The sequence below is a fragment of the Pedobacter sp. AC212 genome, from assembly GCF_979258625.1.
Window position 1 is genome coordinate 156,505 of the sequence record NZ_OZ409870.1, and the last position, 24,647, is coordinate 181,151.

At 37.4% G+C, this 24,647-nt stretch carries 23 protein-coding genes; 16 read left to right on the plus strand and 7 right to left on the minus strand.

Going from position 1 to position 24,647, the window contains the following annotated elements:
- Position 1: 1 nt before the first annotated feature.
- From ACZZZC_RS00640 to ACZZZC_RS00655, 4 genes are all read left to right on the plus strand, one after another.
- Positions 2–1,096: a PDDEXK nuclease domain-containing protein gene (locus tag ACZZZC_RS00640; protein ID WP_463486368.1), complete on the plus strand. Its 1,095-nt coding sequence runs from the start codon at positions 2–4 to the stop codon at positions 1,094–1,096.
- 2 nt (positions 1,097–1,098) lie between these two features.
- On the plus strand, positions 1,099–1,845 hold the full coding sequence (locus ACZZZC_RS00645) for a glycosyltransferase family 2 protein (protein WP_463486369.1): 747 nt from the start codon (positions 1,099–1,101) through the stop codon (positions 1,843–1,845).
- Positions 1,846–1,848: 3 nt separating this feature from the next.
- Entirely contained in the window at positions 1,849–2,541 is a 693-nt protein-coding gene (locus tag ACZZZC_RS00650; RefSeq protein WP_463486370.1) for a hypothetical protein, read from the plus strand.
- A gap of 72 nt (positions 2,542–2,613) precedes the next feature.
- Positions 2,614–3,174, plus strand: coding sequence for a type 1 glutamine amidotransferase domain-containing protein (locus ACZZZC_RS00655; RefSeq protein WP_463486371.1), 561 nt, complete (start codon positions 2,614–2,616; stop codon positions 3,172–3,174).
- Between the two features lie 64 nt (positions 3,175–3,238).
- Here ACZZZC_RS00655 and ACZZZC_RS00660 read toward each other — a convergent pair whose 3' ends face one another.
- The 6 genes from ACZZZC_RS00660 to ACZZZC_RS00685 form a co-directional block, all read right to left on the minus strand.
- Complete coding sequence (locus tag ACZZZC_RS00660; RefSeq protein WP_463486372.1) at positions 3,239–4,282, minus strand: hypothetical protein; 1,044 nt, start codon at positions 4,280–4,282, stop codon at positions 3,239–3,241.
- A gap of 322 nt (positions 4,283–4,604) precedes the next feature.
- Positions 4,605–5,789 carry a serine hydrolase domain-containing protein gene (locus ACZZZC_RS00665; protein WP_463486373.1) on the minus strand — a complete coding sequence of 395 codons (1,185 nt, stop codon included), beginning with the start codon at positions 5,787–5,789 and terminating at the stop codon, positions 4,605–4,607.
- 31 nt (positions 5,790–5,820) lie between these two features.
- Complete coding sequence (locus tag ACZZZC_RS00670; RefSeq protein ID WP_463486374.1) at positions 5,821–6,738, minus strand: lysophospholipid acyltransferase family protein; 918 nt, start codon at positions 6,736–6,738, stop codon at positions 5,821–5,823.
- A gap of 79 nt (positions 6,739–6,817) precedes the next feature.
- Complete coding sequence (locus ACZZZC_RS00675) at positions 6,818–7,744, minus strand: lysophospholipid acyltransferase family protein (protein WP_463486375.1); 927 nt, start codon at positions 7,742–7,744, stop codon at positions 6,818–6,820.
- Positions 7,745–8,129: 385 nt separating this feature from the next.
- Entirely contained in the window at positions 8,130–9,926 is a 1,797-nt protein-coding gene (gene typA / locus ACZZZC_RS00680) for a translational GTPase TypA (RefSeq protein WP_056850801.1), read from the minus strand.
- Between the two features lie 256 nt (positions 9,927–10,182).
- Positions 10,183–10,632: a VOC family protein gene (locus ACZZZC_RS00685; protein ID WP_463486376.1), complete on the minus strand. Its 450-nt coding sequence runs from the start codon at positions 10,630–10,632 to the stop codon at positions 10,183–10,185.
- Positions 10,633–10,749: 117 nt separating this feature from the next.
- On the opposite strand from ACZZZC_RS00685, the gene ACZZZC_RS00690 reads away from it, so the two are divergent.
- A complete protein-coding gene (locus ACZZZC_RS00690; RefSeq protein WP_463486377.1) occupies positions 10,750–11,427 on the plus strand; it encodes a TIGR02117 family protein in 678 nt (225 codons plus the stop codon).
- Positions 11,428–11,431: 4 nt separating this feature from the next.
- Here the strand turns inward: ACZZZC_RS00690 and ACZZZC_RS00695 are convergent, their stop codons facing one another.
- A complete protein-coding gene (locus ACZZZC_RS00695) occupies positions 11,432–12,241 on the minus strand; it encodes an alpha/beta hydrolase (protein ID WP_463486378.1) in 810 nt (269 codons plus the stop codon).
- Between the two features lie 169 nt (positions 12,242–12,410).
- On the opposite strand from ACZZZC_RS00695, the gene ACZZZC_RS00700 reads away from it, so the two are divergent.
- From ACZZZC_RS00700 to ACZZZC_RS00750, 11 genes are all read left to right on the plus strand, one after another.
- Positions 12,411–13,118 (plus strand): esterase family protein, encoded by a 708-nt coding sequence (locus ACZZZC_RS00700; protein ID WP_463486379.1) that lies wholly within the window; start codon positions 12,411–12,413, stop codon positions 13,116–13,118.
- A gap of 78 nt (positions 13,119–13,196) precedes the next feature.
- Positions 13,197–14,300: a hypothetical protein gene (locus ACZZZC_RS00705; RefSeq protein WP_463486380.1), complete on the plus strand. Its 1,104-nt coding sequence runs from the start codon at positions 13,197–13,199 to the stop codon at positions 14,298–14,300.
- Positions 14,301–14,328: 28 nt separating this feature from the next.
- Positions 14,329–15,429, plus strand: coding sequence for a carboxylate-amine ligase (locus ACZZZC_RS00710; protein WP_231425443.1), 1,101 nt, complete (start codon positions 14,329–14,331; stop codon positions 15,427–15,429).
- 7 nt (positions 15,430–15,436) lie between these two features.
- Positions 15,437–16,264, plus strand: coding sequence for a type 1 glutamine amidotransferase (locus ACZZZC_RS00715; protein WP_463486381.1), 828 nt, complete (start codon positions 15,437–15,439; stop codon positions 16,262–16,264).
- Positions 16,265–16,274: 10 nt separating this feature from the next.
- Entirely contained in the window at positions 16,275–16,961 is a 687-nt protein-coding gene (locus tag ACZZZC_RS00720) for a hypothetical protein (RefSeq protein WP_463486382.1), read from the plus strand.
- A 14-nt stretch (positions 16,962–16,975) separates the two neighbouring features.
- The gene (locus ACZZZC_RS00725) at positions 16,976–18,163 is read left to right on the plus strand and encodes a hypothetical protein (protein WP_463486383.1); all 1,188 of its coding nucleotides are present in this window, start codon (positions 16,976–16,978) and stop codon (positions 18,161–18,163) included.
- Between the two features lie 54 nt (positions 18,164–18,217).
- Entirely contained in the window at positions 18,218–18,376 is a 159-nt protein-coding gene (locus ACZZZC_RS00730) for a FeoB-associated Cys-rich membrane protein (RefSeq protein ID WP_082455068.1), read from the plus strand.
- An 11-nt stretch (positions 18,377–18,387) separates the two neighbouring features.
- Entirely contained in the window at positions 18,388–18,978 is a 591-nt protein-coding gene (locus ACZZZC_RS00735) for a Crp/Fnr family transcriptional regulator (RefSeq protein WP_056850792.1), read from the plus strand.
- Between the two features lie 180 nt (positions 18,979–19,158).
- Entirely contained in the window at positions 19,159–19,689 is a 531-nt protein-coding gene (locus ACZZZC_RS00740; RefSeq protein WP_463484391.1) for a YceI family protein, read from the plus strand.
- Positions 19,690–19,752: 63 nt separating this feature from the next.
- A complete protein-coding gene (locus ACZZZC_RS00745) occupies positions 19,753–20,622 on the plus strand; it encodes a pirin family protein (RefSeq protein WP_463484392.1) in 870 nt (289 codons plus the stop codon).
- Positions 20,623–20,857: 235 nt separating this feature from the next.
- Positions 20,858–24,262 carry a glycosyltransferase gene (locus ACZZZC_RS00750; protein ID WP_463486384.1) on the plus strand — a complete coding sequence of 1,135 codons (3,405 nt, stop codon included), beginning with the start codon at positions 20,858–20,860 and terminating at the stop codon, positions 24,260–24,262.
- Positions 24,263–24,647 lie beyond the last annotated feature (385 nt).

A 24,647-nucleotide genomic window follows, 5' to 3' on the forward strand; every position in this document is an offset into this window, starting at 1 on the left:
TATGGAACTCGCTAAAAGCCATCTTGATAATATTAAGGCCTTAAAATCGGCAATTCTGCAGAGCCGTTACAGGGCAGCCGCTCTTGTTAATAAAGAACTTTTATCCCTTTATTTTGCAGTAGGTAAATTCATTTCCCAAAAAATTGAAGAGGAAAAATGGGGTGCAAAAGTTATCGAAAATCTATCAGCCGATTTACAACTTGAGCTACCAGGTTTAAGAGGATTTTCGGCAACCAATATGAAACGGATGAGACTCTTTTTTGAGTCGTGGCAAGAACATTTATTAATTAGTCCGTCAGTGACGGCCAAATTAAAAACCATTGATTTACAAGAGATTACATTTATTAGTCCGTCACTGACGGCCAAATTAGAAAATAGTTTTTCAAATGTAAGTTTCACACATCACGTTGAGCTATTACAAAGTACAAAATCGTTAGAAGAAAGAATCTTTTATATTCAAAAAACTGCTACAGAATTTTGGAGTCTAAGCACTCTGAAAAACCATTTAAAAAATCAAACTTTTCAAAAAACTGGCAGCTTACCCAATAATTTTTCCAAAACAATTACAAATGATGAAGCTAGGCAAAAAGCACTGCAATCATTTAAAGATGAGTATCTATTAGATTTCATTAATATCGAAGATAGCGATGAGAAAGATGAACGGGTTTTAGAAAGTGAAATCGTTCAAAATATCAAGAAATTCTTAATGTCATTGGGATCAGATTTTGCTTTTATTGGCAATCAATATCGATTAATTGTAGAAGATGAGGAATACTTTTTAGACCTTCTATTTTTTAATCGGCGTTTACAATGTTTGGTGGTTTTTGAGCTGAAAACCGGCAAATTTAAGCCTGAATATATGGGCAAAATGAATTTTTATTTATCAGCTTTAGATGAATATGTAAAGCAACCTCACGAACAACCATCAATTGGAATTATTCTCTGTAAAGAAAAGAAAAATAAGATCGTAGAGTTTTCTTTTAGAGATTTTAGTAAGGCAATGGGTGTTTCTACTTATAAAACCAGTCATGTTTTGCCGGCAGCATATAAAGGCGTTTTGCCAGATGTTGAAACCCTTAAAAAATTAATGGACTAACAATGCCAAAACTAACTGTCATCACCATCGTATACAATAATGTTCGGGATATTGAGCGAACAATCAACTCTGTGATCAATCAAACCTATACACAAATAGAATACATTATTATCGATGGTAAATCTACAGACGGCACATTAGCAATTATTGAAAAATACAAAAGCAATATTTCCAAAATCGTTTCAGAACCTGACAAAGGGATTTATGATGCGATGAATAAAGGCCTGGCTTTGGCTACCGGCGATTATGTTTTGTTTATGAATTCGGGCGATGAAATATATGATGAACAAACTGTAGAGGATGTTTTTGCTTCGGCCCCTGGTGCTGATATTTATTATGGCGAAACGGAAATGTACAATGATAATTGGGAAAGCCTGGGGCGAAGAAGACATGAGGCGCCGGAAAAATTTGATTGGACGAGCTTTAAATATGGAATGAACATTAGCCATCAGGCTATTTATATTCGCCGGAATATTATAGCCCCATATGATTTAACTTACAAATACAGTTCAGATATCGATTGGATTATTAAGGCTGCCAAAAAAGCTTCAAGCATTGTAAATGTACATCGCTATGTTGCCAAATATTTGGTTGGAGGAATGAGTAAGAAGAAACACCGCGAAAGCTTGAAAGAGCGGTTTAATATCTTTACTAAATATTATGGTTTGATTCCGAATATTTTTAATCACTTGGTTATTGCAGGTAATCTGGCTTTTTATTTTGTTAAGCATAGAAGAACGAATGATTAGCATATGAATGAAGAACTTAAAGAGCTACTCACCTATTATGACGAGGAAAAAGCACTACTAGACTCATTAATTAAGGAAGATCTTATAGATTATGATTATAAGTCTGCTGGGTTACATTCTAACGCTCTTTTTAAAATCGAAAATCAAATAAGATTACTAAAATTATTAATAGACCCGCTGGCGGATGAAAAGAAGAGCCTAAGTCGTCAAATTGAATTCTTCTCAACACAAGCCGATCTAAGTGGATCTAATGAGTATAGGATATTTATGCTTGCACAAATTGATAAAAAGCTCGACAATTTAAATAAACAAAAACCTGAATATTTTAATGATGCACAAGAATTTGACGATGTCATTTTTGACCTGCTTGAAAAACGGATCAAAGGTTTCACTTTCCACTTAAAAAAATCAGCAAATCTCTATTTGGATTTCTCCATTAAAGATAGTTATTTGAGGATAAAATTAACCCCATTTTCAAAGCTTCGTGATTATCTTAGCATAGATAAATCAGAAGTAATCAATTTAAAGCAGATTGGATTCAGGAAAAACAAATCTAAGAAATACCTTCGGTACAAATATCCTTCTGTACAATTTAGAGATTCGATTTTTATAAAAACAATTGTTAGCAGAGTTATATATGAAGTATTTTTCTATCACGGTCTGGATACAGCAACAACCTTAGAAATTAAGACTTAATCATAAATTTAAAAAAACAAAAATTCCTATAAAGCTGTATTTAATACATCACCTATTAAAAACAGAAAGATTATGGGACAATTAAGTAACCGCACAATAGCTGTACTTTCAGAAAGCGGATTTGAAGAAGTTGAATTAACCGAACCAGTAAAAAGGTTAAAAGAAGAGGGGGCAACCGTTCACATCATCTCCTCTAAAAGTGGAAAAATTAAAGCATGGGATCAGGATCACTGGTCGATAGAAGTTGACGTAGATAAAACCATCTCGGAAGCGAATGCTGATGATTACAATGGCCTGCTTTTACCAGGTGGTGTAATCAATCCAGATGAATTGCGTGTAAATGAAGATGCAATTGCCTTCGTGAAATCATTTTTTGCAGCTGGAAAACCTGTTGCAGCCATTTGCCACGGTCCGCAAACATTAATTAATGCTAATGTTGTGGAAGGCAGAAAATTAACATCAGTTAAAAATATTTCGCAGGATTTAATAAACGCTGGAGCAATTTGGAGCGACGAAGAAGTGGTGGTTGACCAGGGCTTGGTAACCAGCCGAACTCCAAAAGATTTGCCAGCATTTAACGATAAAGTTGTAGAGGAATTTGCCGAAGGCGTACATGAAGGACAGCACGCCTAAATGTTTTCGACGCTCTTTCTAGATTCACTCAAAAAACGGTTGGCAATTTGTCAACCGTTTTTATTTATAACTTAACCTGGCGGATGATATTTTTGATATTCAATTCAATAATATCCGTCATGTTTTTGCACCTTAAATAGTTCGTGTCCTTAAAATATTCGCTCATGCTTTGTTTCAAAATGGCGATATTTTCTGGCGTAGTTAACTCTTCCTTGTTCGAAACATCACGCAGATCAGTCAAGCGATGGCGCTCACTGCGTACACGGTGTACAATAGAAGAACGTTCTTCCTGCTGATATTGAAGTACGGTTTTTTCGGTCAGCTGCTCCATACTCATTTTAACATAGGGCAAATTTTCCTTAAAAAACTGAGGCAGGTAAACTTTCAAATTTCCTTCGTAAAATTGCTGATCAAAGTCGATTGCCCGAATGCGAAATTGAATATCATCAAAGTCGGGTGTAATTTGAACTACAAAATTATACGCCCGCATATCGCCCAACAGCATAATTAAACAACGCTCATTAAATTTGACGAATTCTTTTGCAATTCGCGTCGGATTGAATTCTGGAGTATACAATTGTCCTTTGGTAAAAACATCACCTGGAATGCCTGCAATGTGTTCTTCTACCAAAGTATCGCCATCAACTAAATAATTCACTTGGTTTGGAGAAAGAATTTCCTCCATTTCAAGACCATAAATTCGCGAGGCATCGGCTTTTTTAATGTAAAAATAATCGTAAACATCATTTAAGCGATTAACGATTCTGATCCGGAAAGGATGTGTGTTGCCGAAAGTACAGTACTCAATCTTATCAATGTATTTATGTTCAACGATGCGAAGATTTCCAGAAGCTTTGAGGTTGGCATATATTTCTTTTAAACCGTTATGCAAGGTTTCGATTAGATCTTGTGCATAAATTGGTCCCTCCCAAAGGGAATCTTTCCCAAATTTATCCATCAATGGAAATGCCTCATTAAACTGCATCAAATCGTTATAACCGATAGGCAATCTAGCTTCACGCTGATAAGTACGAAGGTACTTTTGCAATGATTGTGTAACCGGAAAAATTGGTTTCTTTTTCAGGATTTTTACGTCGTCATTTTCCATTGAAAAGCAATGTAGGATTTTAAAATTAAACGCAAAGAATTTAAAGCAAGCGCAGAGAAAGTAAAGCTTATAATCAAGCTTGATTAACAAATTTCCCAATTTCTGATTATATGGCCCGTTAACATGAACGGTCGTCATCCTCAGCTTGACTGGGGATCGTAATGCAAAAAATAGTAAAATGTTTTGGGGTTCTTAACTGCGAGCTAAAGATATTAGCTTGGTAGTACAATTGCTAAAGCATTGCAATATTAATAGAATGAATGTTAAATCCAAACCTTGTTTCTTTGCGAAAAATTTTGCACCCTTTGCGGCTAAATAATTTTTAAGGATAACTAAAAGGCATTCCCACCAAATACCTGCTTATTTTCCGATATGGATAATCGCCAGCACCACCCGCAGCAAACTGAACAATAATGGTATTCGTTTTAGGATCGATATAAAGTCGCTGCCCCAACATCCCTTCAGCAGCATAATCTCCATTTTCGCCCGTTTGCGGAACCCACCACAAATAATGATGAGCAGATTTTTGCCAGCCTTTTGCCGATGCCGGTTGCTCAGCGCCTATATTAATAGATTTTTTTACCCATTCTTCTGGAATGACTTGACGATTATTATACTTTCCGTCATTGAGATATAGTCGACCAATTTTAGCTAAATCGATAGCGGTAACCTGAAATCTGCTTGCAGTGTTGGCTAAACCCTTAATGTGGTCTAATCCGAAAGAGGCATTGTATTCAGCTCCTATTTTTCGCCAGATATTTTCTTCAAAAAATTGAGCCACAGATTTACCCGTGGCCCTTTCTAAAACCCAGCCCAATAATATCGGGTCAATACTTTTGTATTTCCAAACCGTACCAGGTTTATTTACCAGCTTCACTTTCATCAGTTCAGCTTTCATATCATGGGTGTAATAATATTTGGCTTCATCAGAAAAAAATGCTTGCAGAACCCCACCAAATGCATCCCGAAACTCCAATTCCGATTTCATATCCAGCAGATTTTTAATGGTGATATGATCAAATGCCTGATTGGATTTCAATTCCGGAAGATAATCGGTAACCTTATCGTTTAAACTTTTGATATCGCCATTGGCCAAAGCCACACCAAGCAAAACAGAAACCATACTTTTAGCGCCAGAAAATATAGAAGTTAAAGTGCTGTCGCTATAACCCGCAGCATATTTCTGATAGAGAATGCTATCATTCCGAATGACGATAAAGGCTTTTAATTTCCCCTTTTGGAAATAATCAGGAAAAGAAACAAACTGTTTATTGCCATCCCGAACTTTCAAAGTATCAAGATCATTTCTCATTTTCGAGGCAGAAAAGAAACGAAACACAGAATCGCTTTTATGTACAATTTCTTGTGGAAAAGCCTTATAAGTATTGGCATCAGGCGTACGATACCATAAAACCCGCATCAAATACGGATGCCAGATAAATAGACCTGCGAAAATGAGAAGTACGACAAGGAAGAAGTAAAATAATGCCTTTTTGAAGATTTTCATCAATATAGATTCCAGCGACAAATATAAAAGATTATGATTGTTGCTGAACTTCTTTGTACGAAAAACTCGCCGCTTTCTCTTTTGGTTTATATTTCCACCGGCGGTGACTCCATAGCCAATAAGCAGGCTCCTCCATGATAATTTCTTCCAAAAAACGAGTATGTAATTCTGTAATTTCGAATTCCTCAGTTTCTGCAGGATTTAGACAAAGCGGTACACAATCCACCTCATAATATCCCCGTTTTAAAACCTTAACCTTGAAATAAAAAATGGGTTGATTGGTTTTCCTAGCAATTTTTTCGATGCCAAGCTGAATAGAGGCTTGCTGGTGCAAAAAGCTTGTCCAATAATGCGATTCATCTTTTGATGGCGCTTGGTCGTTTCCAAAACTAAAGATACTGGCGGCACCTTTGCTGGCTGCAAGCGCCCGCATGGTTTGGCGCATTGGCACTAACCTATTTCCAAATCGGCTACGCACTTTCTTAAACCATTTATCGAAAGTTTTATTACTTAAAGGCTTGTAAATAGGATGATGATCTGCATTGAAATTTAAGCCTATTCCCAAAGTGCCCCACTCCCAATTACCATAATGTGCTGAACATACCAGAATACTTTGGCCCCGATCGAGATAGGCCTGTATGATTTCTTTATTCCTGAAAACAAATCGTTTTTCGATCTCCTTTTTCGAAATACTGGCCATCTTAACAATTTCGAAAATAAGTGTAGACAGGTATTTGAAAAAACGTTTCTCAATATGCTGAATTTCGCTTAAAGTTTTATTTGGAAGGGCATGGGTTAAGTTAGTTCTAACTACTTTTTTACGGTAACCGAAAACTCGGTAAATGAGTACATAGCTCATATCAGCTAATGCATACAAGATGGGTAATGGCAGTAAAGATAATACGCCTAAAAAAAATATCCCCAAATGGGAAATCCCCTTTTTAATCATATCAGATTAATTAATTCAAAAACTGAAAACACGATAAAAACTCAAAAAGATTTATGTGTTTGCCATTCTTATCAAAAACTTAAGCCAAACTAGCAGAAATGCCTCCCTCATTCTCTAATAAACTAATTGGTTTAGGCTGTGGTTTATATTTCCATCTGCGATGGCTCCACAACCAATAAGCCGGCTTTTCCTCAATCATTTCTTCCAGGAAACGAGTATGCATTTCTGTGATTTCAAATTCTTGAGTTTGATTGGGATGTAAGCAGATTGGAACACAATCCACTTCATAGTAGCCTCTTTTCAAATAGTTGATTTTTAAATAAAACACTGGTCTATTTGTTTTTTTAGCAATCTTTTCTATGCCCAACTGAACAGAAGTTTCCTGATGTAAAAAGTTGGTCCAATAAATAGATTCGTCTTTTGATGGCGCTTGATCACTTCCGAAAGTGAACATACTGGCTGAATTTTTACTAGCCTGAATGGCCCTCAAAGTTTGACGCATGGCAACCATGTTATTGCCAAATTTACTCCGCATGGCTAAAAACCAATGATCGAAACTTTCACTGCTTAGAGGCTTATAAATGGGATAGTGTTGCCCCGAAAAATTTAAACCAATTGCCATACACACCCATTCGTAATTACCATAGTGCGACGAGCAAAAAAGTACGCTTTCATTATTCTGAAGGTAAGCTTCAACTAAATCGGCATTTTTAAATTTTACACGTTTACTAAGCTCCTTTTTCGAGATGCTTTTCATTTTGATAATCTCGATAAACAGCGAGGATAAAAACTTGTAATATTCTTTTTCTATGGCTCTAAGTTCCAATGCGCTTTTATCTGGAAAAGCATTGTATAAATTCTCCCTCACCACTTTTCTACGATATTTAACAACGTAGAAAATCAATAAATAAAAAGCATCAGCTAATCTATAAAGTAGAAATAGTGGTAAAAGAGAAAGTGCGTTTAATAAAAATATCCCCAGAAAGGATAGGCTCTTATTAATCATAAATGGGATTGATTAGTTTGGTAATGCCAGCAAAATTAAAAGGACAGTTAAACCCATCTGCCATGGAAATGTTAGTTTTTTATTCCGTGAGGTTGTTTGAAAATTGGATGACAGAAAATCAATCGAGCGATTGACTTTTGAGGATTGGCGGGCAGAAATTTTATGGCACGAGCTTAGGTTTTCTTAAACCTAAAATACCTCACCCTGTCTAAGATTGTGCTTTGGCAAAATGGTAGCCATTCATCTCGTTGAGGAGAGGGAAAGGAAAAACTGACTGCGCACTGTTTATTAATTGTTCTTACATTCCTTATATGGTTAAAACCCATCAATACCAAAAAAGCCCCGATTGACATCGAGGCTTTAAATTTATAATGGTTTTAGCGAACTATCTACCGTTGTTTTTACGTTGTTGCTCTGTTAAGAGGATTTTACGTAAACGCATGCTTTGTGGCGTAACTTCGATATACTCATCAGCCTGGATATACTCCATAGATTCTTCTAAAGAGAATTTAATCGCAGGTGCAATACGAGCATTATCATCTGTACCAGAAGCACGCATGTTGGTTAACGCTTTTCCTTTAACAATGTTGATTACTAAATCGTTATCGCGGATGTGCTCACCCAAAATCTGTCCTTCGTAAATATCAGTTCCTGGATCTACAAAGAAACGACCTCTATCCTGTAATTTATCAATAGAATAAGCAGTAGTTGTACCTTTATCCATAGAAATCAATACACCATTTAAACGACCTGGAATTGCACCTTTCCAAGGCTCGTAAGCTTTGAAACGGTGTGCCATAATCGCTTCACCAGCAGTAGCTGTTAATACGTTATTACGTAAACCGATAATACCACGAGAAGGAATTTCGAATTCTAAGTGTTGTAAATCGCCTTTTGGCTCCATAATTAACAACTCACCTTTACGCTGAGTTACCAATTCAATTACTTTACCAGCAACATCACCCGGAACATCAACAATTAAAGTCTCAACCGGCTCATGTTTTTTACCATCAATTTCTTTAACAATAACCTGTGGCTGACCAACCTGTAACTCATAACCTTCACGACGCATCGTTTCGATTAATACAGATAAGTGAAGAATACCACGGCCATAAACCAACCATGAATCAGCACCTTCAGTTTCAACAACTTTTAATGCCAGGTTTTTCTCCATTTCCTTCATCAAACGATCTTTGATACGTTGAGAAGTAACCAATTTACCTTCTTTACCGAAGAAAGGAGAGTTATTGATGGTGAACAACATGTTCATTGTTGGCTCATCAATGCTGATTACTGGTAATTGCTCTGGCGCTTCGAAATCAGCGATTGTATCACCAATATCAAAACCATCAATACCTACAACTGCACAAATATCACCAGAACTAACTTCTTGAGTACGGATTTTTCCTAAACCTTCGAAAGTATAAAGTTCTTTAACTCTTGTTTTAACAATTTTGCCATCACGTTTAATTAAAGTAACCGGTTGGTTTTCTTTAATCGTACCACGGTGAACACGACCGATTGCAATACGACCTACGAAAGATGAATAATCTAACGAAGTAATTTGCATTTGTAAAGTTCCATCGTTAATTGGTGCAGGTGGAATGTTCGCCACAACAGCATCTAACAATGCGAAAATATCTGTAGTTGGTTTTTGCCAGTCAGTACTCATCCATCCTTGTTTAGATGAACCATAAATTACCGGGAAATCCAATTGATCTTCAGTTGCCTCAAGGTTAAAGAACAATTCGAAAATTTGCTCATAAACCTCTTCAGGGCGACAATTTTCTTTATCCACTTTGTTTACCACCACAATTGGTTTTAAACCCAATGCCAAAGCTTTTTGCGTTACGAAACGTGTTTGAGGCATTGCACCTTCAAAAGCGTCGCAAAGTAAAAGTACACCATCAGCCATTTTTAATACACGCTCTACCTCACCGCCGAAATCCGCGTGACCAGGTGTATCGATAATGTTGATTTTTACATCTTTATATTGTACTGATACGTTTTTAGATACGATAGTGATCCCACGTTCACGCTCTAAATCGTTGTTATCTAATATCAATTCTCCCTTTTGTTCGTTATCACGAAAAACAGAACAAGAGTGTAAAATTTTATCAACCAAAGTGGTTTTACCGTGGTCAACGTGTGCTATAATAGCTATATTTCTAATCTTTTGCATAAAATGCGCCTATAAATTTGGCGCAAAGATAGTGTTTAAAAATGGGAATTCTACTATAAGAGCCACTATTTAATCCTATGATAATGTTGTAATTATCTCATCTTTAATCAGAAAAGCAAATTGAAGTAGCACTTAGGTTTGCTCCGGTCCCGCTGTACACTATAGTCCTCATAAAAATTCGGAGCTGCCGTTGCCATCGGGTTTAAATCGCTACGCTGTTCCAACTATTAATGTTATAAAAGCAAGCGCCAACAGCTTATCGAGCGTTCAACCATTCCGGATAAGAAATCACCCCTAATTCCGGTTTAGCATCTCCTTCCAAAATCGCAATAAATTCCAAAGCATGGCCATCAGGATCGTTAAAATAAACCGCGATAGCGGGCATCCATGCAAAAACCATGGGTTGGCTATCACTAGACTTAAGGAAATTGTAGGGCTGCAATCCTCTCGTTTTTAAAAAATCTACTGATTTTTCCAATACATCTTCAACATCACATGTGAATGCAAAATGACGGATATCAATTTCTTCTTTTGGTTTTTCCCAAATGCCCAACATCGCTTCATTCGGTTTACCTACCCAGAAAAAAGCAATTTTGCGCTCCGCCTCGTAATGGCATTGAGTGAGTCCTAAAACATTACTATAGAAATCGATAGATCTTTCTAAATTTTCTACATAAATATGCGTTTCAAATAGTCCTTTAATCATGTAGTGAAGGTATGGTTTTATAAAAGCCATTGAAAATCACCTTTGTTGATGTGCCTATAAGAAATATCGATGCAAAATTTATGGGTTACCGAACAATGATTTCTGGCATTAACAGTAATGAATAAAAGATTTTTAAGATATGCAGCACGGGTAATGGTGGTATTTCTATCGCTTATAGCCTTTTATTTTCTTGCTGCTTTTATATTGTCGCGGATTACGGTGAACGGGAAACCAGTACCGAGCAATGACGTTTCCATTTATATCATAAGTAATGGCATTCACACAGATATCGCGGTACCAGCAACGCATTTGCTAAAAGATTGGACGAAAGAAATTAAGTACAGCCATACTGTACATGCAGACAGGACCTACAATTACCTGGCTTTTGGCTGGGGCGATGAGAAGTTTTACCTTGAAACCCCGGAAATTTCAGACCTTAAACTGAGCACCGGCCTTCGGGCAATTACTGGCTTAAGTACTTCAGCAATGCATACCAGCTACTATCATACTCCCGTTGAGGATCAGCATTGTAAAAAGATTATCATTAGCAACAAACAGTATCAGGAGTTAATCAACTACATTACGGCTAGCTTCCTTGCTGATGAAAATGGAAACTTCATAAACATTGGTTCGGAAATCCATTACGATGATACCGACGCTTTTTATAAAGCGAAAGGAAGTTACAGCATTTTTAAAACCTGCAACACGTGGGCAAATAGCGCATTAAAAAGCTGCGACCAAAAGGCCTGCCTTTGGACAATTTTCGATACGCCAATTCTTAATAAATATCAGTAGACTACTAAACTTCAAATGCCCAATCTAAAAAGGCAGGCATCACGCTTTCCCAGGTAGGCACATCATGTTTACCGCCAACTTTTTCATAGTAAAATATATTTTCAGGGCGCTTGTAGCCCTTCCTTAAAAGAGATTTCACTACATCGATGGTATCATCAATAGAATCGATTATTAAGTTTTTGTTGCGATCTGCTTTTTCATCTTCAGTTCCAGTCATTAACCAGAACTTCATATCAGGCTTTGTAGAAGTAGAATCAATAAGTGAATGCATGATCCGATCTGCGTCCGTATAGCCTTCGGTTAAATCTTTTTTTCTCCACCAAAAAGCCCCCGAAAAAACACCAATCACATCGAAAACCGATGGGTTATTCCACGCAATATCAAAAGCTGATAAACCACCTAAAGAAAACCCCGCAAAACCAACTCTTCCAGTAATAGGCATGGCAATTTTCTTTTTCACAAAAGGCAAAAGCTCCTTAATCACAAAGTCGGTATACAAACTTGCTTTGGCTCCACGGCCTTTAAAATCAGCAACGCCTGCAACCCCATACTCCATTAATCGTTCGGTAGATGCCCTAATGGCAACAACGATTAACCTGTGATTTCTTTTATTATGATGTGCTTCTTGCAAAATTTTACTGAAATTCATCTTTGCTACATCCTGGCCATCGTTTAGCAAAAGAAGTTCTATTTTCTCATTGCCTAAAATGCCTTCAGGTGCATATATATCTATTTCAACCTCCCGCTTCAGATAAGCAGATGGTATCTTAAAATTACTGGTATTAACTTTTACTGATAAAATTGTTGTGTACATAATATTCTAACCCCCAATCGCTCGGCACAGTTTGATAAAAAGTACAAATGTACAAATCTTGATAAACTATCAATTAAAGGCGGGCATTTTTTACAAAATCCTTTATTTTAAAACGATTACATTCTTTTTGTTGAATTAAATTTCTATCTTAAAACATTCAATTTTATATATGGTTAAAGAAGAACATAAAAAGTGGTACAGCCCGAATTTAAGTGCTGAAATCGACATGCTCATCTTCGGTCACGGTGGTATCCCTATTCTACTATTCCCAACGAGCATGGGGCGATATTTCGAAAACAAAGACTTCAAATTGATAGATTCGGTTGAGGGTTTTATCAATGAAGGAAAAATTAAGATTTATTGCCCTGATGGCATTGATAAATTAAGCTGGTACAACAAAAGCATACATCCCGCAGATAGAGTAAAAAATCACATTTGGTACGACAAGTATCTACTGGAGGAAGTTGCACCTTTAGCCAGACATGAAACCGGGCACAGCAAAATTATCACTGCTGGCTGTAGTTTTGGTGGGTACCATGCCGCCAATTTTGCTTTCAGGCATCCCTGGCTGGTGAGCCATATGTTTAGCATGAGTGGCGCATTTGATATCAGTGGTCAGTTAGATGGATTTTATAATGATGATGTTTATTTCAACAATCCGGTTGATAATTTGATGAACAACAGCAATCCTGAACTTCATTACATGAAAATTGTTTTGGGTACTACCGATAGAGATATGTGCCGGCCAGACAACGAACGGTTATCGGGCATACTTGCACAGAAAGGCATCAATCACTGGCTTGATATCCGCCAAAATGCCGACCATGACTGGCCAATTTGGAGAGAAATGTTTCCCAATTATATTGCGCAATTATAACTGCGGCAGTCAAACAATTTAGCGATAAAAACAATTAATCAGTTATACTGATTACACACCTAAACATAAAAAGTACCAATGAAAAAAATAGGGATATTATTTGGCCAGGAACGCTCTTTTCCTGAAGCCGTTGTAGAGAGAATTAACCAAAAAGCAGAAAAAGGCATTAGTGCCGAACCAGTTAAAATAGAGAAAATACTGCAAAATAATCCCTTGGATTATGCCGTAATTATTGACCGCATTTCGCAGGATGTTCCTTTTTACAGGGCTTCGTTAAAAAATGCAGCCATTACAGGTACCGCAGTAATTAATAATCCATTTTGGTGGAGTGCCGACGAGAAATTTTTCAATAATGCATTGGCCGAACAAATTGGAGTTCCGGTTCCGAAAACAGCTTTGATTCCATCACGTCAACACCCTACCGGGACAACAGGCGAATCTTTCTCAAACTTAACTATGCCTTTAAACTGGGATGCGATTTTCGATTATGTGGGTTTCCCCGCTTACATGAAACCCTATGATGGTGGCGGCTGGCGAGACGTTTATAAATTACATGATAAAGAAGATTTTTTTGATAAACATGCAGGAACTGAACAGTTGGTGATGCTTTTGCAGGAAGAAATCATTTTTGATGAGTATTTCAGATGTTATTGCATCGGCGGAAAACATGTACGCATTATGCAGTACGAACCTCGCAACCCGCATCATTTGCGTTATGCTGTTGATGGAAAAACACCAGATCCAAAATTATTGAAAACAGTAGAAGAATATACGCTGAAATTGTGCCAATATCTAGGTTACGATTTTAATACTGTAGAATTTGCGGTGCGTGATGGGGTGCCTATCGCCATCGATTTCTGTAATCCAGCACCCGATGCCGACATTAAAAGTGTTGGACAGGAAAACTTTGATTGGGTAGTAGAAACCACTGCTAATTATGCTATCGAAAGAGCAAAAGCACAAAAACCTGGTCAGGATAATTTAACCTGGGGCGAATACATTAAAACTTCTGTTGCAGGCAAACCATTAATGGCAAAAGCTACTGCTAAACCTGCAGTGCCAAAAGCAGAGGCACCGGCAGCAAAAGTAGAGAAAGTAAAAGCCGAAAAAGCGCCTGCCAAACCAAAAGCTGAGCCTAAAACAGAAGCAAAACCTGTGGCTAAGAAAAAGCCAATAAAATAACGGGATTATATAACCAAATATTAATAGGATGAACGAATTTACGCTGGGCATAGAGGAAGAGTACATGGTAGTTGATCCCGTTACCAGGGAACTTACCTCGCATGACCAAAAAATTGTAGAAGCTGCCCAAAAAATACACAAAGACCAGGTTAAGGCAGAAATGCACCAGGCCGTAGTAGAGGTTGGAACAGGAATTTGCAAAACAACTGAAGAAGCCCGTAAAGAAATTTCTCAATTGAGATACACGGTTTCTCAGCTTGCCGGTGAGCAGGGTTTAAGAATCGGCGCAGCCGGAACCCACCCATTCTCCCACTGGGAAAAACAACTCATTACAGAACATCCCCGTTATAATGAAATTGTAAACGAGCTGCAGGAAGCAGCTCGTTCAAATTTAATTTTTGGCTTACACGTTCACGTCGGTTTTCAATCTCGTGAGTTGGCTATTCATATAGCAAATCAGGTCAGGTATTTCCTGCCCCACGTATTTGCTTTGTCAACCAATTCTCCTTTTTGGGAATCGAGAAATACGGGCTATAAGTCATTCAGAACTAAGATTTTTGATAAATTTCCACGCACAGGCATTCCAGATATTTTCAATAGCATTGAAGATTACGATAACTATGTAAAGCTCCTGATTAAAACCAATTGCATGGATAACGCCAAGAAGATCTGGTGGGATATCCGCGTACATCCTTTCTTCGATACCGTTGAGTTTCGCATTTGCGATTGCCCGATGTTAATTGATGAAACAATGGCTTTTACGGCTCTATTCCAGGCTTTATGTGCTAAATTGTATAAACTGCGTTTGCAGAATATGGAATTTATCAGTTATTCCAGAGCCTTAATTAACGAAAACAAATGGCGTGCTGCCCGCTACGGAATCGACGGAAATTTAATCGATTTTGGCAAAGAAATGGAAGTAAATTGTCGCAACCTCGTGCTTGAGTTACTTGATTTTGTAGATGATGTGGTGGATGATTTGGGTTGCCGAAACGATTTAAACTACGTTCATAAAATACTTGAGCATGGCACAGGTGCAGACAGGCAGTTGGCAGTTTACCAACAAACCGGTAACTTTGAATCGGTGGTAGACTACATTACTACTCAAACACTTATAGGCGCAAAGTAATTTTAAAATGGATAAAAGAGACTTAAAGGTCGCCGTTATTGACATGAATAACGGCGCACCTAATCAAGGTATGCGGGGTATTCAGGAAATTTTATCCCGATTTAGAAACGATAACAACATTAACCTTTCTTTTGATATTTTCGATTTAAGACAGAAAGGTGAAATACCAGGTATTGAATACGATGCCTATATCTCGAGCGGTGGTCCGGGTAGCCCGATTGAAAGTAAGGGTGAAAAATGGGAAAACGATTTTTTTAACCTATTAGATCAGATTGAAGCTTTTAATGCATCGAATGAGGAAGAAAAAAAATATGCTTTTTTAATTTGTCATTCTTTCCAACTGGCTTGTAGAAAGTTCGGCTTGGGAAATGTAACGGAAAGACGATCAAATGCTTTCGGAATCTTTCCCATCACTTTAACTGAGGATGGCGAACAAGATGAAATTTTCAGTGGCATCACAAATCCGTTTTTCTCAGTTGACAGTAGAGATTGGCAGGTAATCGAGCCAGATTTCGCTGCTTTTGAGGCCAAAGGAGCTAAACTGCTGGCCATAGAAAAAGAACGTAAACATGTTGATTTGGAAAGATGTATGATGTCCATCCGTTTTTCTGATGAAATTATTGGCACTCAATTCCACCCTGAGGCAGATCCCATTGGGATGAAAATGTACTTGCTACAAGATGAAAAGAAAAAGGCTATTGTTGATATGCATGGGGAGCAAAAATATTTGGACATGCTTAACAGCCTTGATGATCCTGCCAGAATTATGTTAACCCAAAGCATTATCCTTCCTAATTTCTTAAAAAAAGCGATCGGGAATTTACAGGAGGCGTAAAACCAACATCATGAAAGCGGTAGAAGAATATAAGCTCGAAGATGTAGAATTACAGGATGTAGAGGATACATTGGGCTATCTAGACAAGGCTTTCGATCTGAATTTGAAATCTAATGCTTTTTCAACAGCAAAAACATTTGGAGATATCTGCCAGGTTTTCCAGAACAACATTCCTTATCAGAATGAAGAAAGTTGTACTTCTCAACAAGCTTTTTATAAAATCCGTGAAGCAATTTTCTTTTCACAAAAAATTGATAAGGGAACAATCAAACCAGATACTCTAATTGATGAAATTTTCCCTAAAACTGGACGCAGAAAAAAAATAAAAGCCTTTCAAAAAGCATTAGGCGTACCAATTGACATATTAAGTATGAAACCTTGGTTGGGGCTATTTATTGCTGTAGGATTTTTACTGTCATTTCTAGCTTTCTTCTTTAGTTGGAAACTTGCTTTAATTGGAATTTTGACTTTCTTGATTTCTAACTGGGCAGCAAGGAAGCTGAGTCGGGAGATTGAATATATTTCAATTGGAGAGCTGACCATGAGAATTACAAGAGACCATTACATGAAAATGAGAAGAAATCCGAACACAATAAATCGGAATGAAATCATTAAATTAATTCAATGCAGTTTTATGTCAAATTTGGATTTAGAATTGGCTGACCTACATAAAGATGCCTTACTTGGCAAAATCTAAATAACACATTATATATGATACCAGCTCAACGCCGAAAATATAACGAACAGTTTACGGAAGAAAAATACAAAAACTTCATAACTGAGTTGGAAAGCGACTATTTCGAAATTCCCTTTCGAGTTGCCGAAACGCCAATTTTTGTACCCAAAGCATTAAAAGAAAAGCTGATTGCGGCAGGTGAAGAAATCGTTAATTTAATAAAACAGCCGAACTTTAAGGAATTAACGCAAAAATCGATTCCTGCAGATTGGAATGTTCCGAATGAGAATGAACAGCCCCATTTTTTAACTTTTGATTTCGGAATTTGCAAAAACGAAGCTGGCGAATTAACCCCAATGCTGATCGAAATGCAAGGTTTCCCCTCACTGTATGGCTTTCAAATTCATTTGGCAAACACCTTTAGGAAGTGTTTTGACATCGATAACTCCGTGAATCATTTCTTAAACGGTTTTGACGAAGAAAAATACATCAAACTTTTTAAAGAAGTAATTATAGGCAAACATCAACCGCATGAAGTTGCTTTGATGGATGTAGATGCCCCAAACCAAAAAACTGCTATTGATTTTTTCGTAACCCAAAAGATGCTCGGCATTAAAATCCTGGCTTTAGAGGATATCAAGAAAAATGGTAAACAGTTATTTTACGAAGAAAATGGTCAGCAAATCCAATTGAAACGAATTTATAATCGGTTAATATTCGATGAAGTAGCCAACAATACCGAAATATTTAAAAACAGTTTCGACCCACGGGAAGAACTGGACATTGAATGGGTGACGCACCCAAACTGGTTTTACAGAATAAGTAAGTATACCATGCCATTTTTAAAAAGTGAATTTGTTCCTGAAACCCGTTTTTTAAATGAGTTGTCTACAACACCGACTGACCTGGAAAATTATGTTCTAAAACCACTTTTCTCTTTTGCGGGAATGGGGGTGATTATAGATGTTACCGAAGCTGATATTACTAAAATCGCTGATCCGGAAAATTGGATTTTACAACGGAAAGTTACTTACGAACCTGCTGTTCAATCTCCCGATGGTGGCGTAAAGGCAGAAATTAGAATGATGTATTTATGGCCTGATGGAGGTGAGCCGCAACTTTGCACAAATTTAGGTCGGCTAAGTAAAGGTAAAATGATCGGTGTTCGTTACAATGCAGATTTCGATTGGGTTGGCGGAACAGTCGGTTTTATGGAAGAATAACCTTTTTTACACTCTTCTGAACTCAAAACCGCTAAATCAGCTTATATTTGTTTTATGAATACTCAAACGATTTTAGTCTTTCTACTTTTTGCGGTTGCATTGGTATACGTTGGCCGTTTGGTTTATAAATCTTTACAGGTTAAAAAAGATGGATGTGGTGGTAATTGCAAGTGTGGCGTAGATTTTTCTGATATTAAGCCTGCGAAAAAGTAATTTCAGCACTTATGATTGATCAGTTTAAAAATTACCTTAAAGAAAAAATTCAAATAACTGATGAGCAATTCGACAGTATTTCCACTGGTTTAAAAATAAAGAAATTCGATAAAACCGAAATCGTTCAATACACTGGCGACATCACGAAACACGGCTTTTTTGTTTGTAAAGGTCTGCTTCGTGCTTACTCTATTGATGCAAAAGGCAAAGAACATATCCTTCAGTTTGCTCCCGAGAACTGGTTAATATCTGATCGCAATAGCATGAACAATGAAGCATCTGTTTTTTTTATAGATGCTATTGAAGCGACAGAAGTAGTGATTATGCCAAACGACTTCATGGAACAAGCCGCTATACAAGTTCCATGTTTGCAGCCCATGCACACAAGATTACTTAATAATTCTATCCGGTTTATGCAAAAAAGGATTAATATGCTTTTAAGTGCAACAGCTGAAGAACGTTACCTCGATTTTATAAAACTTTACCCAAACCTCACGCTCCGCGTTCCGCAGTGGATGATTGCATCTTACCTGGGAATAACGCCAGAATCTTTAAGTCGTGTGAGAAAAGAACTGGCCAATAAACACTTTAGACCATCGTAGAAATTTTGAGTGTTGAATTTCCAAATTGTAAACATTTTCTAATCAATCCTTTTCGTAATTCGTTCGAATCAATCTATCATTCTCTAATTCACTCATTTAATTAACATACATCAATTTCTATTTCAGGCCCATGCTGTAATTTTGTAGTGTAAATATTAAACACCTCAAAAACAAAAAGATATGGCAACTACTAAATGGACATTAGATCCAACACACAGCGAATTACAATTTAAAGTAAAACACTTAATGATTACTACCGTTACAGGTAGCTTAAAATCTTTTTCAGCCGAACTAACTTCAGAAGGCGACGAGTTTGAAAACAGTGAGATCTCTTTCAAAGGCGATATTAATTCGTTAGATACAGGAAATACAGATCGTGATAACCACTTAAAAAGCGGAGATTTCTTTGACGCTGAAAAATTTGCACACATCGAATTTAAATCTACTTCAGTAGAGAAAGATGGCGACGATTACATTGTTAAAGGTGACTTAACCATTAAAGGAGAAACTAAACCTGTAAAATTAACTGCTGAATTCGGTGGTATTGCAACTGACCCATGGGGAAATACTAAGGCTGGTTTTACCTTAAGTGGAAAAATTAACCGTTCTGATTTTGGTTTAACCTGGAATGCTGCATTGGAAACAGGTGGTGTTATGGTGAGTGAAGAAGTACGCCTTCTTGGAGAATTGCAGTTTGTAAAACAAGCTTAAGTGTATAGGCGTTAAGCGTTGTTCAAATCGCCTACATCCAAACGCTGAACCAAATCTCCAAGTATGGAAACTAAACAAATAGCCAATATTCTAAAAGCACCTGCACCACACATGGTTGGAGATGGCTTTAGAGTGCATAAGTTCTTTCCGAGCGGTTATGAAATTAATATGAGCCCTTTTTTCTTAATGGATTATGGCTCAAAGATTGAATTTTCTGCCAGGAAAGAGCCTCGGGGCGTTGGCGTACACCCCCATCGCGGTTTCGAAACCGTTACTATTGCTTACCATGGAGCAGTGGCGCATCATGATAGTTCGGGCAATAGCGGCGTTATTTATCCAGGCGATGTGCAATGGATGACAGCAGCAAGCGGTATTTTACATAAAGAATATCACGAAGAGAACTACAGCTTGGCGGGTGGCCCTTTTCAAATGGTCCAACTTTGGGTTAATCTTCCGGCAAAATTCAAAATGAATAAGCCAAAATATCAGGCTATTCAGCAAAGTGAAATGGCCCATTATAATTTAAGCGATGATGGCGGAAAAATTGAAATCATTGCAGGAAGCTATCATGGAATTAAGGGCAACGCCAGTACTTTCACACCTATAGAATTGTACAATGCAAGGTTAAACAAAGGCGGAAAAACCGAATTTAGTTTTCCCGCAAACTTTAACACCGGATTTATGGTGATTGAAGGTTCAATTCAGGTAAATAACAATGAAATCGTTTCTGCCGATAATTTCATCTACTTCAAAAATGAAGGAGAAGAAATTAAAATTGAAGCGCTTGAAAATTCCGTTGTATTAATCTTAAGCGGTGAACCAATTGATGAGCCAATTGTTCAATACGGTCCATTCTTGATGAACACGGAGGCTGAGATTACTCAGGCAATTTCAGACTACAATCAAGGCAGATTTGGTTATTTAGAAGAATAATACAGGTTTATAATTTATATTTTGAGCCGGCTTTTTTATTAAAGATTGCCGGCTTTTTTGTGCCTATGTAAGTACTTAGCCCTGATTGCAGCGGTATCTCCCGATTCTTTTTTCATCGGGAATATAGCGTAAAGCAGGAGGAACGTTAAGAAATATTGCAGGCATTGCGCTCCAAATCATTTTCATACAATCTTCATATTCGTTAGTGACATTTGATTATTAAATCAGAAGAAAAATGTCCGGAAAACAAATATTTCAAACTGAGAACAAAAGACGCTGGAATACTTTTACCTGGGTTAGCCGATCGTTTTTTTTAGTTTTCATCATCGCGATTGTTTGCGTTGCGTTTACTTTATCGTCGGTTCAGGCGCCAAAATTGCCTTTTATTAATACCAATACGCCGCTTACGGCTAAGCAGCTAGATAAATTAAAAAAATCGCAACAATACAAAGCTTTCTCTATAGCGAAATCGAAGCTGCAAAAAATAAAAAAGGACCGTGAGAATAGAGTGCTTCATAGACGTGGCAATCACAAACGCATTAATATGGCTTTTTATGTAAGTTGGGCAGGTACAAAAAACGAATCCTTATCAGACGTTAAGCGAAATATTGGCCACCTTGATATGGTTGCTACAGAATCCTTTTTCCTAAATGGCGATTCTATTGTTGATAAGGCCGACACTGCCGCATTGAAAGTTATTCACGACAGTAAAAAATCAGCCATTGCAGTAGTTTCTAATTTTAATAAAGACCATTGGGATGGCAATGCTGTGAAACGATTACTGAATGATCTACCCGCTCAACAAAAGTTAATTTCTAACTTGATATCAATCGTTCAAAAATATGGATACAAAGGAATAAATGTTGATTTTGAAGAGTTGAATCTTGAAAACAGCAATAGTTTCAATTCCTTTATGAAAAATCTGTACAATCAGTTTCATGCAAAAAATCTAATTGTATCTCAAGATATTTCTCCTGAAAATGATGATTATCAACCCGATATTTTGCAGAAATACAATGATTACATTGTGATTATGGCTTATGATCAGCATACAGATTTAAGCAATTCTGGCGATGTATCAAACCAAGAATGGGTAGAAGAGAAGCTTGATCATATTTGCACTAAAGTTGATGCGGATAAAGTAATATTAGCATTGGCTTGTTATGGTTATGATTGGCCAAAAAATAGTGTTGGCAAATCTGTAACCTATGAAGAAGCGATCACTTCTGCTGTCAATTACAAAAGTGCAGTAACCTACAATCCTTCCTCCGCAAATTTGAATTATAGTTATAAAGATGGAAGCGGCATTCAACATGATGTATATTTTACAGATGCGGCAACCTATTTCAACATCATACGCAAAGCTGATGATTGGGGAATCGCAGGTATTGCCCTGTGGCGTTTAGGATCAGAAGATAAAAGGTTATGGTCTTTCATTTCTGAAGATTTGAGCTTGAATGCTTTAGAGAAAAAGCCATTCGATCTACGCAAGATTTCTACTTTGAACATGACTGGCATCTCTTACATTGGCGACGGAGAGATATTGGATTTGGTTTCTACGCCCAAACCTGGTGCCGTTCAGTTTACGCTTAATAAAACTGATTTCAGCATCGCAAACCAAAAGTACATTCTTTTGCCAGAAAAATATGTGATTAAACGGTTTGGGGAAGCCGACAAAAAAATTGCGCTTACATTTGATGATGGTCCTGATCCTGTTTACACGCCACAGGTTCTTCAAATTTTAAAACAGGAAAAAGTGCCGGGTTGTTTCTTTGTTGTAGGCATCATGGCCGAAAAAAACATGGAATTGTTGAGAAGAGAATATGATGAAGGTTATGAAATTGGAAATCACACCTTTTTTCATCCTGATATGTCAGCCATTGGCCCTCGAAGGGTAAAATTTGAGCTTAATGCCACCAGAAGATTGATTGAGGCGGTTACTGGCCATAGTACTATTTTATTTCGTGCGCCTTTCAATGCAGATGCCGAGCCGCAAAATATATCAGAAATTTTGCCTGTGGCACAAAGTCGTAAAGAAAACTACATTAACATTGGTGAGTATATCGATCCTGAAGATTGGGAGCCTGGCAAAACAGCAGATCAGATTTTCAACGAGGTGGTAAAACAAAAAGATAACGGAAACATTCTGCTTTTACACGATGCTGGCGGGAATCGCGAAGCAACCGTTGCAGCCTTGCCGCGAATTATTAAATTTTTCAAATCTCAGGGTTATACTTTCACCACCGTTGGCGATTTAATGGGCAAAAAAAGAGCAGAGCTGATGCCCGCTGTAAATTCCGAAGCGAATAGCGGATTTACCGGATCGGGAGATTATTTTTTCATAAACTTCTTTTATTACGGTAATATCATCTTGAACGCGGTATTTTCCGTGGCTATTGTTTTAGCTATTCTAAGGACGATTTTTATTGCCTACCTGGCAATTAAACAGCGTAAACTGGCAAAACTGAATGCGGCTGAACTTGTTCAAAATCCTAACCAAATGGTAAGTATTATCATTCCGGCTTACAATGAAGAAATCACCGCTGTACAAACTATCCAAAGTCTGCTGAAAATTGATTATCCGAATTTCGAATTGATTTTTGTTGATGATGGGTCGAAAGACAACACCTTCCAGGTTATCGATACCCACTTCGGCAATCATGCACAGGTTAAAGTTTATAAAAAAGAAAATGGCGGTAAGGCTTCTGCGCTGAATTATGGAATTGCCAGAGCCAATGCTGACTTTATCATTTGTATTGATGCTGACACGCAACTGAAAGCAAATGCAGTAACAGAAATGATGCGTTATTTCTATAAGGAAGACATTGCTGCTGTTGCCGGTACGGTTAAGGTTGGAAATACGCGAAACCTCATCACCAGATGGCAATCGATAGAGTATATCACCTCGCAAAACATGGATCGCAGAGCGTTCGATTTATTAAACACGATAACAGTTGTACCTGGTGCTATTGGAGCATTTAGAAAAGCGGTAGTGTTAGAAGTTGGGGGTTTCACCATCGATACGCTAGCTGAAGATTGCGATTTAACCATGCGGATTTTAAAAGCAGGCTATAAAGTAAAAAACTGTGATTCAGCTATAGCCTATACCGAAGCGCCAGAAACTGTAAATATGCTTTTAAAGCAACGTTTTCGCTGGAGCTTTGGTGTGATGCAGAGTTTTTGGAAAAACCGCAAAACACTACTAAATAAAAAATACGGCTATTTTGGAATGATAGGCATGCCTAATATTCTAATCTATCAAATTATTTTGCCCCTGTTTTCCCCTTTGGCAGATTTGTTTATGCTGATTTCATTGGTAAGTGGTCTGTTTTCTTTGAGTACCATTAACAATTTAACGTTAACTGGTATCTCCGGAATTTTAAGCTTACACAATGGCTTCGGTCAAGTGCTGTTTTATTATTTGATCTTCATTTTTGTTGATATCATTTTTGCAGCCATTGCATTTAAAATGGAGAAAGAGAAGCTAAAAAACCTGATTTACCTTTTTCCTCAGCGGTTTTTTTGGCGGCAGCTGATGTACCTGGTTCTTTTTAGATCGATGAGAAAAGCCATCAAAGGAGAACTGGAATCTTGGGGAACGCTAAAAAGAACAGGAAATGTGAAGGAAGCTGTTGTTTGATGCAATGAACAATCAATTTGATAGATTTCCAATTGACTTTATTGTTATCATAAAACGTTCCTACGGAACGAGGGCATAACGTTATAATGTGCTACCGATGAATCGTTCCTACGGAACGAAATTTATACGGGTAGCAATTGGCGGTTTGGTATTTGAAAAGAATGTTACGCATGTAATCAGGTCCTCAAATAAAATCATAGCGACGATCGGTTATAAAATGAACGCTTAGTACTTTCCATATTTATGCTACATATAAGCTAACAATTTCGTTCATTACAAACTTATTTCAGCACCTTTCATGCTATTAATGCTAGAAGAACAGTTTCCCGTCCCGTAGGGACGAATCCTGGGTAGACGAAAGATAAAATTTCAATTTCGTTCCGTA

Excerpts from the sequence above, each read along its gene's own strand:
- ACZZZC_RS00685 (WP_463486376.1), bottom strand. The coding sequence starts at position 10,632 with ATGATTAAAGGACTATTTGAAACGCATATTTATGTAGAAAATTTAGAA.
- ACZZZC_RS00725 (WP_463486383.1), top strand. The coding sequence starts at position 16,976 with ATGATACCAGCTCAACGCCGAAAATATAACGAACAGTTTACGGAAGAA.
- ACZZZC_RS00735 (WP_056850792.1), top strand. The coding sequence starts at position 18,388 with ATGATTGATCAGTTTAAAAATTACCTTAAAGAAAAAATTCAAATAACT.
- ACZZZC_RS00740 (WP_463484391.1), top strand. The coding sequence starts at position 19,159 with ATGGCAACTACTAAATGGACATTAGATCCAACACACAGCGAATTACAA.
- ACZZZC_RS00645 (WP_463486369.1), top strand. The coding sequence starts at position 1,099 with ATGCCAAAACTAACTGTCATCACCATCGTATACAATAATGTTCGGGAT.
- ACZZZC_RS00710 (WP_231425443.1), top strand. The coding sequence starts at position 14,329 with ATGAACGAATTTACGCTGGGCATAGAGGAAGAGTACATGGTAGTTGAT.
- ACZZZC_RS00670 (WP_463486374.1), bottom strand. The coding sequence starts at position 6,738 with ATGATTAAAAAGGGGATTTCCCATTTGGGGATATTTTTTTTAGGCGTA.
- ACZZZC_RS00690 (WP_463486377.1), top strand. The coding sequence starts at position 10,750 with ATGAATAAAAGATTTTTAAGATATGCAGCACGGGTAATGGTGGTATTT.
- ACZZZC_RS00730 (WP_082455068.1), top strand. The coding sequence starts at position 18,218 with ATGAATACTCAAACGATTTTAGTCTTTCTACTTTTTGCGGTTGCATTG.
- ACZZZC_RS00745 (WP_463484392.1), top strand. The coding sequence starts at position 19,753 with ATGGAAACTAAACAAATAGCCAATATTCTAAAAGCACCTGCACCACAC.
- typA (WP_056850801.1), bottom strand. The coding sequence starts at position 9,926 with ATGCAAAAGATTAGAAATATAGCTATTATAGCACACGTTGACCACGGT.
- ACZZZC_RS00695 (WP_463486378.1), bottom strand. The coding sequence starts at position 12,241 with ATGTACACAACAATTTTATCAGTAAAAGTTAATACCAGTAATTTTAAG.
- ACZZZC_RS00665 (WP_463486373.1), bottom strand. The coding sequence starts at position 5,789 with ATGAAAATCTTCAAAAAGGCATTATTTTACTTCTTCCTTGTCGTACTT.
- ACZZZC_RS00705 (WP_463486380.1), top strand. The coding sequence starts at position 13,197 with ATGAAAAAAATAGGGATATTATTTGGCCAGGAACGCTCTTTTCCTGAA.
- ACZZZC_RS00750 (WP_463486384.1), top strand. The coding sequence starts at position 20,858 with ATGTCCGGAAAACAAATATTTCAAACTGAGAACAAAAGACGCTGGAAT.
- ACZZZC_RS00700 (WP_463486379.1), top strand. The coding sequence starts at position 12,411 with ATGGTTAAAGAAGAACATAAAAAGTGGTACAGCCCGAATTTAAGTGCT.
- ACZZZC_RS00655 (WP_463486371.1), top strand. The coding sequence starts at position 2,614 with ATGGGACAATTAAGTAACCGCACAATAGCTGTACTTTCAGAAAGCGGA.
- ACZZZC_RS00720 (WP_463486382.1), top strand. The coding sequence starts at position 16,275 with ATGAAAGCGGTAGAAGAATATAAGCTCGAAGATGTAGAATTACAGGAT.
- ACZZZC_RS00660 (WP_463486372.1), bottom strand. The coding sequence starts at position 4,282 with ATGGAAAATGACGACGTAAAAATCCTGAAAAAGAAACCAATTTTTCCG.
- ACZZZC_RS00650 (WP_463486370.1), top strand. The coding sequence starts at position 1,849 with ATGAATGAAGAACTTAAAGAGCTACTCACCTATTATGACGAGGAAAAA.
- ACZZZC_RS00675 (WP_463486375.1), bottom strand. The coding sequence starts at position 7,744 with ATGATTAATAAGAGCCTATCCTTTCTGGGGATATTTTTATTAAACGCA.
- ACZZZC_RS00715 (WP_463486381.1), top strand. The coding sequence starts at position 15,437 with ATGGATAAAAGAGACTTAAAGGTCGCCGTTATTGACATGAATAACGGC.
- ACZZZC_RS00640 (WP_463486368.1), top strand. The coding sequence starts at position 2 with ATGGAACTCGCTAAAAGCCATCTTGATAATATTAAGGCCTTAAAATCG.